This is a genomic window from Flavobacterium sp. DSP2-3-1, assembly GCF_049896865.1.
In the GTDB taxonomy this organism is placed as follows: Bacteria; Bacteroidota; Bacteroidia; order Flavobacteriales; family Flavobacteriaceae; genus Flavobacterium.
On the sequence record NZ_JAFCVD010000003.1, the window covers coordinates 43,421 to 57,133 of the forward strand.

General features: G+C 30.6%; 13 protein-coding genes. All 13 read left to right on the forward strand.

Going from position 1 to position 13,713, the window contains the following annotated elements:
* The 13 genes from ACP7AT_RS04215 to ACP7AT_RS04275 all read left to right on the forward strand — a co-directional run bounded on the left by ACP7AT_RS04215 (position 1) and on the right by ACP7AT_RS04275 (position 13,583).
* Entirely contained in the window at positions 1-1,062 is a 1,062-nt protein-coding gene (locus ACP7AT_RS04215) for a class I fructose-bisphosphate aldolase (protein ID WP_426063100.1), read from the forward strand.
* A 340-nt stretch (positions 1,063-1,402) separates the two neighbouring features.
* Positions 1,403-1,876: a Dps family protein gene (locus tag ACP7AT_RS04220; protein ID WP_426063101.1), complete on the forward strand. Its 474-nt coding sequence runs from the start codon at positions 1,403-1,405 to the stop codon at positions 1,874-1,876.
* Positions 1,877-2,339: 463 nt separating this feature from the next.
* Positions 2,340-3,722 carry an OmpA family protein gene (locus ACP7AT_RS04225; protein ID WP_426063102.1) on the forward strand — a complete coding sequence of 461 codons (1,383 nt, stop codon included), beginning with the start codon at positions 2,340-2,342 and terminating at the stop codon, positions 3,720-3,722.
* Between the two features lie 653 nt (positions 3,723-4,375).
* Positions 4,376-4,678 (forward strand): hypothetical protein, encoded by a 303-nt coding sequence (locus ACP7AT_RS04230; RefSeq protein ID WP_426063103.1) that lies wholly within the window; start codon positions 4,376-4,378, stop codon positions 4,676-4,678.
* Positions 4,679-5,562: 884 nt separating this feature from the next.
* On the forward strand, positions 5,563-7,911 hold the full coding sequence (locus ACP7AT_RS04235; RefSeq protein ID WP_426063104.1) for a glycosyltransferase: 2,349 nt from the start codon (positions 5,563-5,565) through the stop codon (positions 7,909-7,911).
* 633 nt (positions 7,912-8,544) lie between these two features.
* Positions 8,545-8,766 (forward strand): hypothetical protein, encoded by a 222-nt coding sequence (locus tag ACP7AT_RS04240; RefSeq protein ID WP_426063105.1) that lies wholly within the window; start codon positions 8,545-8,547, stop codon positions 8,764-8,766.
* Between the two features lie 119 nt (positions 8,767-8,885).
* Complete coding sequence (locus ACP7AT_RS04245; protein ID WP_426063106.1) at positions 8,886-9,326, forward strand: hypothetical protein; 441 nt, start codon at positions 8,886-8,888, stop codon at positions 9,324-9,326.
* Between the two features lie 233 nt (positions 9,327-9,559).
* Positions 9,560-10,015: a PA2169 family four-helix-bundle protein gene (locus tag ACP7AT_RS04250; RefSeq protein WP_426063107.1), complete on the forward strand. Its 456-nt coding sequence runs from the start codon at positions 9,560-9,562 to the stop codon at positions 10,013-10,015.
* Between the two features lie 460 nt (positions 10,016-10,475).
* Positions 10,476-11,186: an MlaE family ABC transporter permease gene (locus ACP7AT_RS04255; RefSeq protein ID WP_426063355.1), complete on the forward strand. Its 711-nt coding sequence runs from the start codon at positions 10,476-10,478 to the stop codon at positions 11,184-11,186.
* Position 11,187: 1 nt separating this feature from the next.
* A complete protein-coding gene (locus ACP7AT_RS04260) occupies positions 11,188-11,964 on the forward strand; it encodes an ABC transporter ATP-binding protein (protein ID WP_426063108.1) in 777 nt (258 codons plus the stop codon).
* Positions 11,965-11,982: 18 nt separating this feature from the next.
* Positions 11,983-12,867: an MlaD family protein gene (locus tag ACP7AT_RS04265; RefSeq protein ID WP_426063109.1), complete on the forward strand. Its 885-nt coding sequence runs from the start codon at positions 11,983-11,985 to the stop codon at positions 12,865-12,867.
* 112 nt (positions 12,868-12,979) lie between these two features.
* Entirely contained in the window at positions 12,980-13,186 is a 207-nt protein-coding gene (locus ACP7AT_RS04270) for a hypothetical protein (protein ID WP_426063110.1), read from the forward strand.
* Positions 13,187-13,397: 211 nt separating this feature from the next.
* Positions 13,398-13,583, forward strand: a complete 186-nt coding sequence (locus ACP7AT_RS04275) for a CsbD family protein (protein ID WP_426063111.1) — start codon at positions 13,398-13,400, stop codon at positions 13,581-13,583.
* Positions 13,584-13,713 lie beyond the last annotated feature (130 nt).

Consider the following 13,713-nt stretch of genomic DNA (forward strand, 5'->3'; position numbering starts at 1 on the left):
ATGAAAGACATATCCCAATTGCTAGCTTTGTTAGGAGATGAGAAAGACGCTTTGTTAAATCACGTTTGTAAAACAATTATAAAAGATCAGCTTCACTTGCCGAATCCTTCCCATATCGATACTGTTTTTTTACAAAGCAATCGAAATGCGCAAACAATTAGGAGTTTAGCACAATTGTACCATCATGGTCAACTTTCGGACACTGGATACCTTTCAATTTTGCCTGTAGATCAGGGAATTGAGCATACTGCAGGAAGTTCTTTTGCTCCAAATCCAATCTATTTTGATCCGGAAAATATCGTCAAGTTAGCTATTGAAGCGAGTTGTAATGCAGTTGCTTCCACGATGGGCGGTCTTGCAATGCTATCCAGAAAATATGCCCATAAAATTCCGTTTGTGGTAAAAATTAATCACAACGAATTATTGACTTACCCCAATAAATACGATCAAATCATGTTTGGGAGTGTTCGAGATGCTTGGAACATGGGTGCTGTGGCCGTAGGAGCCACCGTTTACTTTGGCTCAGCTGAATCCGACAGGCAAATAATTGAAGTGGCAAAGGCTTTTGAAGAAGCACATACTTTAGGAATGGCAACTATTCTTTGGTGTTATTCCAGAAATGATGCCTTTATAAAAGACAACATAGATTATAATACCGCGGCGGACATTACCGGTCAAGCTAATTATTTAGGAGTTTCTATACAAGCAGATATCATTAAGCAAAAACTCCCAACCAATAATGGAGGTTTTAGTTCAATACAATTTGCCAAAACAAATCTGGAAATGTATACAAAATTATCCAGCTCAAATCCCATAGATTTATGTAGATATCAAGTAATGAATTGTTATTCAGGACGTATTAATATGATTAATTCCGGGGGAGAATCAAAAGGCGAAACTGATTTGGCAGAAGCCTTAAAAACAGCTGTAATAAATAAAAGAGCTGGTGGAGCGGGAATAATTATGGGTAGAAAAGCTTTTCAAAGACCTTTTAGCGAAGGCGTACAACTCATTCAGGCAGTACAAGAAATTTATTTAGCCAAAGAAGTTTCGATAGCCTAACCCTCAGATGGAGTTTTTATTCCAAATTAGTTAATAGAAATTACATTTGTAAAATACAAGATGATGTAATTTGAAAAGCTATTTTTTTAAATTATCACAGTATGAACAAAAAAGAAATAAAATATTTAAAAATATTGATTACCATTATCTTACAACAAAAAAAGGTGTGAAAGATGTAACTTATTCTTCTAATTTTATAATACTCTTTCAGAGGAATGCAATGATCTTTGTAATGTAAAATTTTCTCGATAAGCATGATTTAAACTTCAAATGTTTTAACGGTAGAATAAAAACTACATTTTTTGATACGATAATATTATTCAAATAAAATTAAGAAAATATGAAACTTCAAATAGGGATTACAGAAGCACATTTAAAAAACAGCATTTCGATCTTGTCTTCAATTTTGGCAAATGAAATGACTTTATATATCAAAGTAAGAAAATTTCATTGGAATGTATCCGGTCAAAGTTTTATGGAACTTCACAAATTGTTTGAAGGACAATATACTCAGCTGGAAGTTTCTGTTGATGAAACTGCAGAACGAATTAGCAAATTGGGTGGAAAGACGATTGGTACAATGAAAGAGTTTTCAGAGCTAACGATTATCATGGAATCTCCAAATCAATATCCAGGTCAAAAAGAAATGCTAAAAGAGCTATTAGAAGATCATGAAACGTTAATCATTCAGCTAAGAAAAGATGTTGATGCAAGCGCTGATGAAAATAAGGATGCGGGAACTGCTGATTTCTTAACAAGTTTGATGTTAGCGCATGAAACGATGGCTTGGACATTGAGAAGATATTTAGAATAACTAAAAAAATACAATATTATAAATGGAAAATTTAGAATCAGAAGTTTATATAATTTCTAGAAGTAATTGCAGAGTTGGAAAAATAACTGCGAAAAAACATGTTGAAGAAAATCAACTGATACAAGAAACCGACTGTCAAAAGTAATTAGAACGACAGAAGAAAATGATGAGTCATTTTCCTTTTATGACTGTACTATATGAATTAAAGTGCTTTACTCTTTTTCAAACAACTTAGAACCATTTAAAAAACAATTTCAAAACTGTCTCCTTGAGCTGTTAATGGAAAGAATTTCTTAGGTGGTTTTTTTGCTTTATGTGTTGTGCTTTAACTGACGTTTTCGCTCAAATTTATAAAGCTAAAGCTATCAAAATGTGTGAATGATACAACTTATTGCCATAGTTCTGTAACAAATAATGCTGCGGTGTTAATGACCTTTGTATAAACAATGTAACAAAAATGAAAATGAAAAAAATCCTTTTATTAAGTACGTGCTTAGCATTTACTTTAATATCGAAAGCACAAACGGAAGACAAGAAATGGAACGTTGGTCTTCATGGCGGTGTAACACAATACCAAGGTGATTTAGGAAATAATTTTTACAAAACTGATAAAGCATTTTACGGTTTTGGTGGTGTTTCTGTTTCTAGATATTTAGGTCGTTATTTCGATTTAAACTTTTTAGCATCAAAAGGAACAATTGGTTACAATAATGGTCCTTCAGGAAGTTTTAAAAGCGATTTTAATTCGGTTGCGTTAAATTTAAGATTTAACATGACAGGTCCTGAATCTTTTGTAAGGCCGTACGCATTTGCGGGTGTCGGAGCAATATTATTTGACAAAGATTTAAACTTTGATCAAGACAGAATTGATTACGCACTACCTACAGCGGGTGGTGGTTTAAATTTCAGATTAAGTGATGTGATTACATTGAATTTACAAGAAACATTTAGTTTTTCTAATAAAGACAGAAGAGACGGTGTTATAAATGGTAAAAAAGATGCTTATTTATCTCACATGGCTGGTTTGACTTTCAATTTAGGAGAGAAAAAAGATGCTGACAATGATGGTGTTTCAGATCGTAATGATACGTGTCCTGGAACTCCGGCTGGTGTAATTGTTGATAATAATGGTTGTCCATTAGACAGAGACAAAGACGGTGTTGCCGATTATTTAGATACTTGTCCAGATGTTGCAGGATCAGAATTATTAAACGGTTGTCCAGATTCAGATAATGATGGTGTTGCTGATATAAATGATAAATGCCCAGATACTAAACCGGGAATTAAAGTAGATGCAACTGGTTGTATTATGGATAATGACAAAGATGGAATTACTAATGATCTAGACCGTTGTCCAGATGTTGCTGGTCCAATGAGTTTAAATGGTTGTCCGGATTCTGACGGAGATGGTGTATCTGATATGGATGACCGTTGTCCTGCTGTAAAAGGAACTATGGAAAACAAAGGATGTCCTGAAATTACAAAACAAGATGTTGAAAGAATAACTTATTTAGGAAGTAAAATTTTCTTTGAAAACAATAGTGCCAAATTAAAAGTTGGATCATTAGTTCAATTAGATGAGTTGGTTAACATCATCAATAAATATGATTCTTCTAACCTAGTTATCGAAGGACATGCTGATAGCAATGGTAGCGATGCCTTGAATTTAGAGTTATCTCAAAAACGTACTGAATCTGTTAAAAATTATTTAATGGAAAAAGGTATTTCTGGATCAAGAGTTACAGCAGTTGGTTATGGTGAAAGTAAACCGATCGCTACAAATGCAACGGCAATTGGGCGTGCTAAAAATAGAAGAGTAGAGTTGAAAATGACCTACGAAAAATAGTAAGATTAGGTTGGGTTTTTGGTTTGGTTAGTTGAAGGGCTGTTGGAAACAACAGCCCTTCTTTTGTGCTCTGTGATTAAAGTCTAAAGAAAATAGAATAAAATAATATCCTATTTTGTTGTTTACAGGTCATAAATTACAAACATCTCTCTCATTATGAGATGTGTAAAATTTAAAAGTAAAGAGATTGAGGTATAAGAATAACTTCATTGAAAAGATCCTAATAACACTACAAGAAAATATTGGCGTTGAGTTTTTTTTGCCGGATCTAAACATAAGATTAAGTAAATGACATCTATTTTTGAAGTCAGTGCAAAACTATTAAACGTTGCTATTATAGTCGGAGCGAAATCGGGATCTAATCCCTTGCTGCAACTTAAGGAAGAGTTCCTACAACCCGTTTAAAATATTATTCCAAAGAGGTTTCGCAGCAATCAGAACTTTACAAAAGGAACATAATAAATGAATTGATTTATTTTGAAGAGCAAAACAATACTATAATTTGTAAAAAGACTTTTCAGAATTTTTTTAAAGATAGTGGGCTAAGGATGGATAAGAGCTCGACGTTTTTTTAAAGGAAAACCAAACAAGAATCAATTTGAATTAAAACAAAATCTAATAAAAAATCTGACAAAATTGGAACACACGAATATATGAACGTGTGTTTTGAAGACGAAAGTCATTTTGGACTTACTCCTAATGTTCCTAATACTTGGCAAGCAGAAAAAAATCCGATATTATTACTGTTTGTTGAAGGAAAATATCTAAATGTGATTGGATTTATGACTCGTAAAAATAATTTTTACTTTGCAGCCCATGAAACAACTTTTAATTCTGATAAAATGATTAGTTTCAGGAATAGTTTTGCTAACCAAACCGTCAAAAAAAAAGATTTGATTTTTGTTAACTCACCAATACAAAATTCAAAAAAAATTATGGATACAATTAAAGAATGAAATGAAAAAGAAATTTCGATTTACTCTTTACAACCATATCCTCAAGAATTGAACCTTACAGAAATATTGTGGCGAACAATAAAGTATTAACAATTGAATTTTAATGTCTATTCCACTTTTCAAAATTTCAAGAATAGATTATCTAGTATATTGGATAACATTGATTTAAAGTACAATATTAAATTTTAGCTATTAGTTAGTTTTCAAAGTAAAATAATTGCAGCAAATAAACTGTAAATAATGTAACTAATTTTAAAATTTATATAACACTTTTAATAAATAAGAAACTGATCTTTATAACTCAGATTTCTCCGGAACTTAATCCATATGATGTTTTTTTTAAAATTTTATCAATGATATATTTATATAACTCACATGGTAGCTTTAAAAAAAGAAGGTATTAAAATTCAGAAAATGTTGTTCGATTTTAAAAATGGAGGAGCCCCAAATCCTGTATAAATAAACGAAGGAAATAACAACCATTTCTTTACTGAATGGTAAGCAATGGTAATTATTGTAATGTTACAGTACATATAATAAACAACTTACCATTTCATTATTAAGCAGGTCCTTCAATTGAAAAAAAAATTGACTGTCCATAATCTATTGATATTAAAGATACTATAAAAGGCTTTATTTATTCAGCTTGTAAAGCATTGTTTGATTTACATGAGGCCACAATGAAATAGAACTATTACCGTATCCTTTCTTTAAACCCAAATTGAGTTGAAGATTAAAAGGATAAGTAGATAATAGATATTTCCCTTTAGATATTGCTTGATTTAGAGATAATCTTTCTAAAAATTATGATACAGTCCATAAATAGGCAATTTGTTTCGCGCTTAATTAGAATTACTTAAAGAATTAATCCTAAATTATAGATAATGATCAATAAAATCAAGGTTAAACGTCAAAATATCCAATTTAAAAGCATCCTATCAAAAGCTTATGTGAATGAGTCAAACAATTTACTGCTAGTAGGTACAAAAAAAGAGTTGCCCGAAATCTTATTTATTACAACATATCCTGCTCGAGAATGCGGTATAGCTACCTATTCCCAAGATTTGATTAAAGCGTTGAATAATAAATTCAGGGATTGTTTTAAAATAACAATTTGTCCTTTAGAATCTAACAATGAGCAACATGTTTATACTGATTCCATAAAATATTTACTAAATACCGATCATCCGAATGGTTTTAGTAATTTGGCGAATAAAATTAATACTAATGTCAATCTTCAGATGGTATTAATTCAGCATGAGTTCGGGTTATTTAAAAATAATGAAGCCGATTTAAAACAGTTTCTGAAAATAGTTCAAAAACCTGTTATCATTGTATTCCATACAATATTACCCAGGCCAAATCCATGCTTGCAAGCAAATGTTCAAGAAATAGTACAAGAAGCGCATTCCATTATTGTAATGACTAATTCGGCTGCTGATCTATTAGTAAAAGACTATGATGTTGCTGCAGATAAAATCACAATAATTCAACACGGGACTCATTTAGTTCCTCATTCTGACAAAGAGGAATTAAAAATAAAATATAAATTAAGTGGAAAAAAAATACTTTCTACTTTTGGATTGTTAAGCTCTGGAAAAAGCATTGAAACCACTTTAGATGCATTACCACAAATTATAAAAAAGAATAAAGACGTAATATTCTTAATTATTGGAAAAACCCATCCATCTGTTATAAAAGAAGAAGGCGAAAAATACCGTTTGATGCTTCAAGCTAAGATTGAAGACTTACAACTTCAGGAACATGTTCAATTTATAAATCATTTTCTGCCGTTACCAAATCTTTTAGAATACTTACAACTTACTGATATTTATTTATTTACTTCCAAAGATCCAAATCAAGCGGTAAGTGGAACCTTTTCGTACGCTATTAGTTGTGGTTGCCCAATTATTTCTACTCCTATCCCCCATGTGTGTGAAGTATTAAAAAATAATGTTGGAATTATCATTGATTTCAACAATCCTAAACAATTGGCTAAAAAAACAAATATTCTATTGCTAGACGAGCAGTTGAGAAAGAATATGGGATCAAACGGTTTGCATAAAATAGCTCCTACCGCTTGGGAAAATGCAGCAATTGCTCATGCTATGTTATTTGAAAAAATTGGAGAAGAAAACTTCCACTTGCGTTATAAAATTCCAAAAGTCAATCTGGATCATATAAAAAAGCTCACGAAACCTTTTGGAATGATTCAGTTTTCGAAAATTAATCAGCCTGATATTGATTCGGGATACACTTTAGATGACAATGCCAGAGCAATGGTAGCTATGTGTCAACAGTATGAATTAACAAAGGACGAGGAGAATTTAAAATACATTCAGATCTATTTTGACTTTATAAAGTATTGTTTACAGCCTGACGGATATTTTCTAAATTATGTAGATGAAGAATACCTTTTTACAGCGCAAAATTATACTACAAACTTGGAAGATTCAAATGGAAGAGCGATATGGGCTTTGGGCTATTTAAATTCAATTGGTGCTATTCTTCCCGAAGAGTTAGCAAAAGATGCTGACGTTACAATGCAACGAGCCTTATTAAAAGTGCTTGAAATTCATTCCACTCGAGCTATGGCTTTTATAATTAAAGGGATCTATTATTACAATATAAAAAAAGTATCAGAGCAAAACATTTCTACAGTTAAGGCGCTAACCAATAGGTTAGTACAAATGTACACACACGAAACAGAAAAGGAATGGACGTGGTTTGAAAGTTATCTTACTTATGGTAACAGTATTTTGCCTGAAGCTATGCTTTGTGCTTGGTTAGTCACAGGAAAATTAATTTATAAGGAAATTGCAAAAACATCTTTTGACTTTCTTCTTTCTGAAATTTTTGTAGAAAACCGGATTCGGGTAATTTCTAATAAAGGGTGGCTTAACAAAGAAAATAAATTGGCTCCGAGTCCTATAGGAGGCGAACAACCTATTGATGTCGCGTATACTATTCTTGCTTTAGGGAAATTTGCTCTTGTTTTTGAAAATGAGCAATATCTTCAAAAAATGGAAACCGCTTTTAATTGGTTTTTGGGAAACAATCATTTATACCAAATTATTTACAATCCTTGCACTGGCGGATGTTATGACGGATTAGAAGATAATTATGTAAATCTAAATCAAGGTGCGGAGTCAACTGTGAGCTATTTGATGGCAAGATTAACTGTAGAAAAATCTTTGAAAAGAGAAATAAAAAATATTCCTATAAAAATTTGAAATACAAATAATTTCACAAAATTTCCTTCATTCAAAATCAATGTGATTTATTAATATGATTTACAAAAATGTAATTAAATAAATTTATGTAAATTTATACAATTATTAAAAAAAAAAATAACCACCTGAACTTTAGACTTTTACAATTATAGTTGCCGATATTAAAGCATGTTACATGAATAAATCCAAAAACAAATCATCATGACAGCATTGAAATAATTAGGAATTTAGATGGATCAGTACTAGCGGATCTAATGGAACTAACATTAAATTATTTCGAAATTGAAACTAATGAATCAAAGTTTCTAAACAAGGAAAAAATAAATATTTAGCAAAAAACGAAAATTTCATGCTTTCAAAAGATCCAAAACAATTGTACAACTATTACAAAAAATTGGCGAAACAATTAAAAACTAAAAACGCGTAATTCTTTTTGGTCTTACGGATGCAAAAGTAGCTTTGTTGGATCTAGTTAGTGGAAATAAACATTTTCTTAAAATTGAATTCAAAATCAAAAACATTGATAAGCTAAAATTAAATCCGCGACATAATTTTGCCTAAAAATATTTTTCTAAAGCATAATCTTATTACTAAAAAATAACTTTTAAATAATTAACTTTTAAATAAATATAAATGAAAAGCAAAACCATAGGAATTATACTGATTGTTTTAGGAATATTAATGTTGCTTTACAATAGCTTTAATTTTACAACTACAGAAAAAGTGGTTGACATAGGCCCTATTGAAATAAATAAAGAAGTAAATCATCCAATTGCCTGGTCGCCCATAATAGGTATTGTACTTGCTGTAGGTGGTGTTGTTTTGCTAGTGTTTGGTACTAAGAAAAATTATTAAATTAAGGAAATCATTTTTATTTACGTGTGAATAATATAACTTTTTACAATATTTATATAACATATTTATTGCTTTGATTGTGAAATTTGTATTGTATTATAATCAAAAAAAAACATACAATGACAATTCAACTAAATTTAGATATTAAAAAAATATTCATTAGCGCTTTAGCTTTAATCGTGTTTTTATCGTTTGCCTCTTGCAGCAAAAATATTGCTTTTCAAAACTCTTCAATAGTTCCGGCTGCGCAAGGAAAAGTGAGTGTTAAAAAAGACAGTAATAAGAACAATGCAATCAAAATAGAAATTACAAATTTAGCAGAAGTAACCAGATTACAACCTTCTAAAAATGTATACGTTGTTTGGATGGAAACGGAAGATTCTGTTGTGAAAAATATTGGACAAATAAAAAGCGACACTGGTTTTATGTCATCAAAACTTAAAGCGAATTTTGAAACCGTTACATCATTTGCACCAGTAAAAATATTCATTACAGCTGAGGACAACGCAGATGTTCAGTACCCTGGAATGCAACTTGTTCTCACAACAAATAAATTTTAATTTCATATAAAATTAATTTGTAGAAACTACTATTGTTGTTGACTTGATTCTTGAGTACTCGTAATAAATTGAAAAGAACCTGATAATACTGTCTCTATTTTAAAACTGAGAAATGACTTTCCTAGCAGTTGGAATAAATTGATTAAAAAAATAGGTTTCATTTCTTTTATTAATCAACAATTCTTTCCCGAAAACCATCCTTTCAGTTCGTTTAATATTTAATAATTAAGATGATGAATAAAGAAAAATCAATTGTAGTGTTAAATAATCTTATTGAAATCAACAATGAAAGAATTGAGATTTATAAAACAGCTAAAAAAGTAACTGAAGAGAACGATTTAAAAGATTTGTTTTCCGAATTCCAGAAAACAAGCGCAATTTTCAAATCAGAACTTGTTGAAGAGGTGCAGAAAATGGGAGGAGTTCCTGTTAAGGTGGCCAGAAATAAAAGTTTATTGGTAAGGGTTTGGATTATTTTTAAATCAAAACTCATGGGGCAAGAAAGAGAAGACATTTTAAACACGCTTGAATACAATGAATTTGTGGCTATAAAAAGTTATAAGGATACCTTGTCTGACAACTTGGACCATCTTACCGCTGAACTTCATATTATGCTTAAATCACAACAAATTTTGTTAACAGCACATCATGATAAAGTTAAAAAATTAGGTGATTTGATGTTATCGTAAGTAAAATATGCTGCGAATTTTACTCAATTTTTCATTCGATTACTTAAAATTTTCAAACATTTAGAATTTAATTATTAGTTCAATCAGATAGGTATTTCAAATTTAAGTACAAATGTTTTAAAAATATTAGGTAGTAATTCTGTTAATTAATTTTGTAAAATGCAAATTCATACTTTTCATAAGTTAAAAAAAAATCACAAAATTCTTTTTATTTTGAATATTTCAAATAATAGTAAAGTATTTCACGGATTATGCTAAACAAAGAAGATTATGATAAGTCACTAGATTAACCAACCTAAATTTCCTTGACGATATCCTTTCTCCGCGACCAGATGAAATTATTTGCCTTCAAAAAATCAAAAAATAATATTAATGATAAATGAATAACATAGTAACCACAAAAAAGGAGAGTCTAACGATCTATTTAAAAGAAACTTTTAATGATGTAGGCAAAGTTACGATGTTCTCCGCACGCTTCTTTAAGGAAGTAGTTAAGCCTCCGTATGAAATGAAGGAGTTCATTAAGCAATGTTACGTTATTGGCTACAAATCATTACCATTAGTAACTATTACGGGTTTCATAATGGGACTAGTTCTTACATTGCAATCGAGACCTACTTTAGCTAAGTTTGGTGCAGAATCCTGGTTACCAAGCATGGTTGCGTTATCCCTTATCAGAGAAATAGCTCCTGTAATAACCGCTTTAATTTGTGCAGGTAAAGTTTCCTCCGGTATTGGTGCCGAATTAGGTTCCATGAAAGTAACAGAACAAATTGATGCCATGGAAGTTTCAGCCATAAATCCTTTCAAATATTTAGTAGTTACCCGAATTTTAGCAACAACGCTTATGATTCCGTTATTAGTAATTTATGCTGACGGTGTTGGAGTTTTAGGTGGATATGTTGGAATCAATATCCACAGTGAAGTGAATTTATATCGATATCTGGCCCAGGTTTTAGAATCGATAGCTTTTTTAGACATTTTCCCAGCAACCATAAAAACTTTTTTCTTTGGCTTTTTTATCGGAATGATTGGCTGTTACAAAGGATTTAATGCGGCTAATGGAACAGAAAGTGTTGGTAAAGCCGCTAACTCTGCAGTTGTCACCGCATCGCTGACTATATTTATAATTGACATGTTAGCGGTACAGATAACTGATTTATTCTTTTAAAATGACACAAGAAAAGACATCGATAAATGGTACTTCAAGGGTTGATACCAATGCGCCAGTGATTGAAATTAAAGATATATATAAATCCTTTGGTAAAAACGAGGTTTTGAAAGGCGTTACTTTTTCTGTCAATAAGGGAGAAAACTTAGTTGTATTAGGTAAATCCGGTTCAGGGAAATCAATTGCTATAAAATGCTTAGTTGGTTTGGTCGAAGTTGACAAAGGCGAAATAAATGTTTTTGGAACTGATATTACCAAATTAGACAATAATGAACTCAACGAAATTAGGGTTCGCATTGGATTTTTATTTCAAAATGCCGCTCTATATGATTCGATGAGTGTTCGAGAAAACCTAGGCTTTACTTTAAAAAGACATGCTAAGGATTTATCTGCTGAGGAAGTGGAAAATCAAATAAAAAATGTTTTAGAAAGTGTAGGTTTGAGCGAAGCTATTGACAAGATGCCTTCGGAATTATCCGGCGGTATGCGCAAAAGAATTGGACTTGCAAGAACACTTATATTAAAACCTGAAATCATTTTATACGATGAACCCACTACAGGATTAGACACTATAACTTCCAGAGAAATAAGTGAACTTATATTAGAAATCCAAAAGAAAAACAAAACATCTTCTATAATAATTACGCATGATATGCCTTGTGCCAAACATACTGGTGACCGTATCATTATTTTAAAAGAAGGCATAATACACGCAGAAGGAACATACGAAGAATTAGAAAAAAGCGACGATGAATGGGTGCGCTCTTTTTTCATATAACCAATAAAAAAATAAAAAATGAACAAGGAATCTGGATACCAATGGAAATTGGGAATGTTTGTAATAATAGGATTAATACTTTTTGTAGGAACCATTTATTTTGTTGGAAAACAAAAAAATTTATTTGGATCTACTTTTGAATTATATTCAAAATTTAATTCGGTTAATGGGCTTGAAGTAGGAAATAATGTTCGCTTATCAGGTATTAATATCGGTACTGTTGATGAAATTGAATTTTTGACGGACACTTCTGTAGTAATAAAATTAGTCATCAAAGACGAAGTTCGTAAATACATTAAAAAAGATGCTATCGCCAGTATTAACTCAGATGGTTTGATGGGCGATAAAGTACTTACAATTTCCTCAGGTAAAAACTCTACGGTCATAGTGGAAAATAGCAATTACATAGCTTCCAAACAATCGATAGAAATGGATGATTTAATGGTTAGTGTCAAAAAAAGTGTCGATAACGCCGGAATTATTACAGCGCAGCTTGCTCAATTCAGTTACAGCATGAACAATGGTAACGGTGCATTATCCAGGTTAGTTTCTGATGAGGAATTTGGAAATAGCATAAAAATCATGGTCACTAATCTTGAAAATAGCTCAACCGAATTCAAAAAATTTACTGTAAATATGAATAACGGAAAAGGAGCTTTGTCTAAACTAGTTAGCGATGAAAGAATGGGAAAAGTTATAGATTCATCTTTAACGAACGTTAAATCTGCGACAAAAGGACTGAATGAAGTTATTGAAGCTGCCAAAAATAATTTCTTGTTGAAAGGATACTTTAATAAAAAGAAAAAAGCAGAAGCAAAAAAATTGGAGGACGCAGTTGATTTAGAAGAAGAGGAAATGAAAAAAGAATTAAAAATTGGTGATGAAAATGATTCTTTAAAATAATTAATTTACACAAATGGTAACCAATTTAAAACAAGATTATACTTTAAAATATTATGACGTTTAAATTAGTTATTTCCAACAATTATTAATAAATATATTTAAATAATTTATCATGAAAACAGAAAAAGAAATCAATCAGGCAATACTCGAAATTACTATGAAAATACGCAATGAATATCCTGAATTAATTAAGTATTTATCAGAGATGCCAGTAACTATTCCTGATGTTGATCAGCCAGAAGTAACTATTAAAGTACTGAGCGATTATTATGAATCTCTCGAAAATTTATTAAAAAAATATAGTCAAAGCCATAATTAATATACAACTACACAACGTTATTCTTAGTTATAGTCTTAATATTTAAAGAATACCGTTCTATTTCATTATTTTTTTTTTGTTAATCTGTGTTATAATCTACTGAATCAGTGAATAATGAAACTAATCTTTATAGTTATATAACTGCTTGAACTTGTAAAAGTCCCAAATTTGTAAAGTGAAAACTATTTCGCATTCAATACACAATAAATAAATGGATCCGATAGAGCGCGAGGGAAACTGGGAAGAACAAAAAAAAGAGTTAAAAGAAAAGTTTGCTGCTTTGACGAATAATAAGGCACTTTTTTCAGAAGAGAAAAAAGAAGAAATGTTTAAAAAGTACCAAGCTAAACTGGGGATAACCAGAGAAGAATTATTTAAAATATTCCAAGGACTTTGAGTAGTATTCTACAACCTACTAGCAAATTAAAAATTTTGCTTGACAAAAATAATTTTATTACCTTTAACATACTCACAATAAACAAATTACATTTAAATATTAAAATATAATTCCAAAACAAACAATAAAA

Coding starts and splice junctions, on each gene's coding strand:
- ACP7AT_RS04275 (WP_426063111.1), top strand. CDS start 13,398: ATGGATCCGATAGAGCGCGAGGGAAACTGGGAAGAACAAAAAAAAGAG.
- ACP7AT_RS04225 (WP_426063102.1), top strand. CDS start 2,340: ATGAAAAAAATCCTTTTATTAAGTACGTGCTTAGCATTTACTTTAATA.
- ACP7AT_RS04260 (WP_426063108.1), top strand. CDS start 11,188: ATGACACAAGAAAAGACATCGATAAATGGTACTTCAAGGGTTGATACC.
- ACP7AT_RS04255 (WP_426063355.1), top strand. CDS start 10,476: ATGTTCTCCGCACGCTTCTTTAAGGAAGTAGTTAAGCCTCCGTATGAA.
- ACP7AT_RS04265 (WP_426063109.1), top strand. CDS start 11,983: ATGAACAAGGAATCTGGATACCAATGGAAATTGGGAATGTTTGTAATA.
- ACP7AT_RS04230 (WP_426063103.1), top strand. CDS start 4,376: ATGAACGTGTGTTTTGAAGACGAAAGTCATTTTGGACTTACTCCTAAT.
- ACP7AT_RS04245 (WP_426063106.1), top strand. CDS start 8,886: ATGACAATTCAACTAAATTTAGATATTAAAAAAATATTCATTAGCGCT.
- ACP7AT_RS04215 (WP_426063100.1), top strand. CDS start 1: ATGAAAGACATATCCCAATTGCTAGCTTTGTTAGGAGATGAGAAAGAC.
- ACP7AT_RS04250 (WP_426063107.1), top strand. CDS start 9,560: ATGAATAAAGAAAAATCAATTGTAGTGTTAAATAATCTTATTGAAATC.
- ACP7AT_RS04235 (WP_426063104.1), top strand. CDS start 5,563: ATGATCAATAAAATCAAGGTTAAACGTCAAAATATCCAATTTAAAAGC.
- ACP7AT_RS04220 (WP_426063101.1), top strand. CDS start 1,403: ATGAAACTTCAAATAGGGATTACAGAAGCACATTTAAAAAACAGCATT.
- ACP7AT_RS04270 (WP_426063110.1), top strand. CDS start 12,980: ATGAAAACAGAAAAAGAAATCAATCAGGCAATACTCGAAATTACTATG.
- ACP7AT_RS04240 (WP_426063105.1), top strand. CDS start 8,545: ATGAAAAGCAAAACCATAGGAATTATACTGATTGTTTTAGGAATATTA.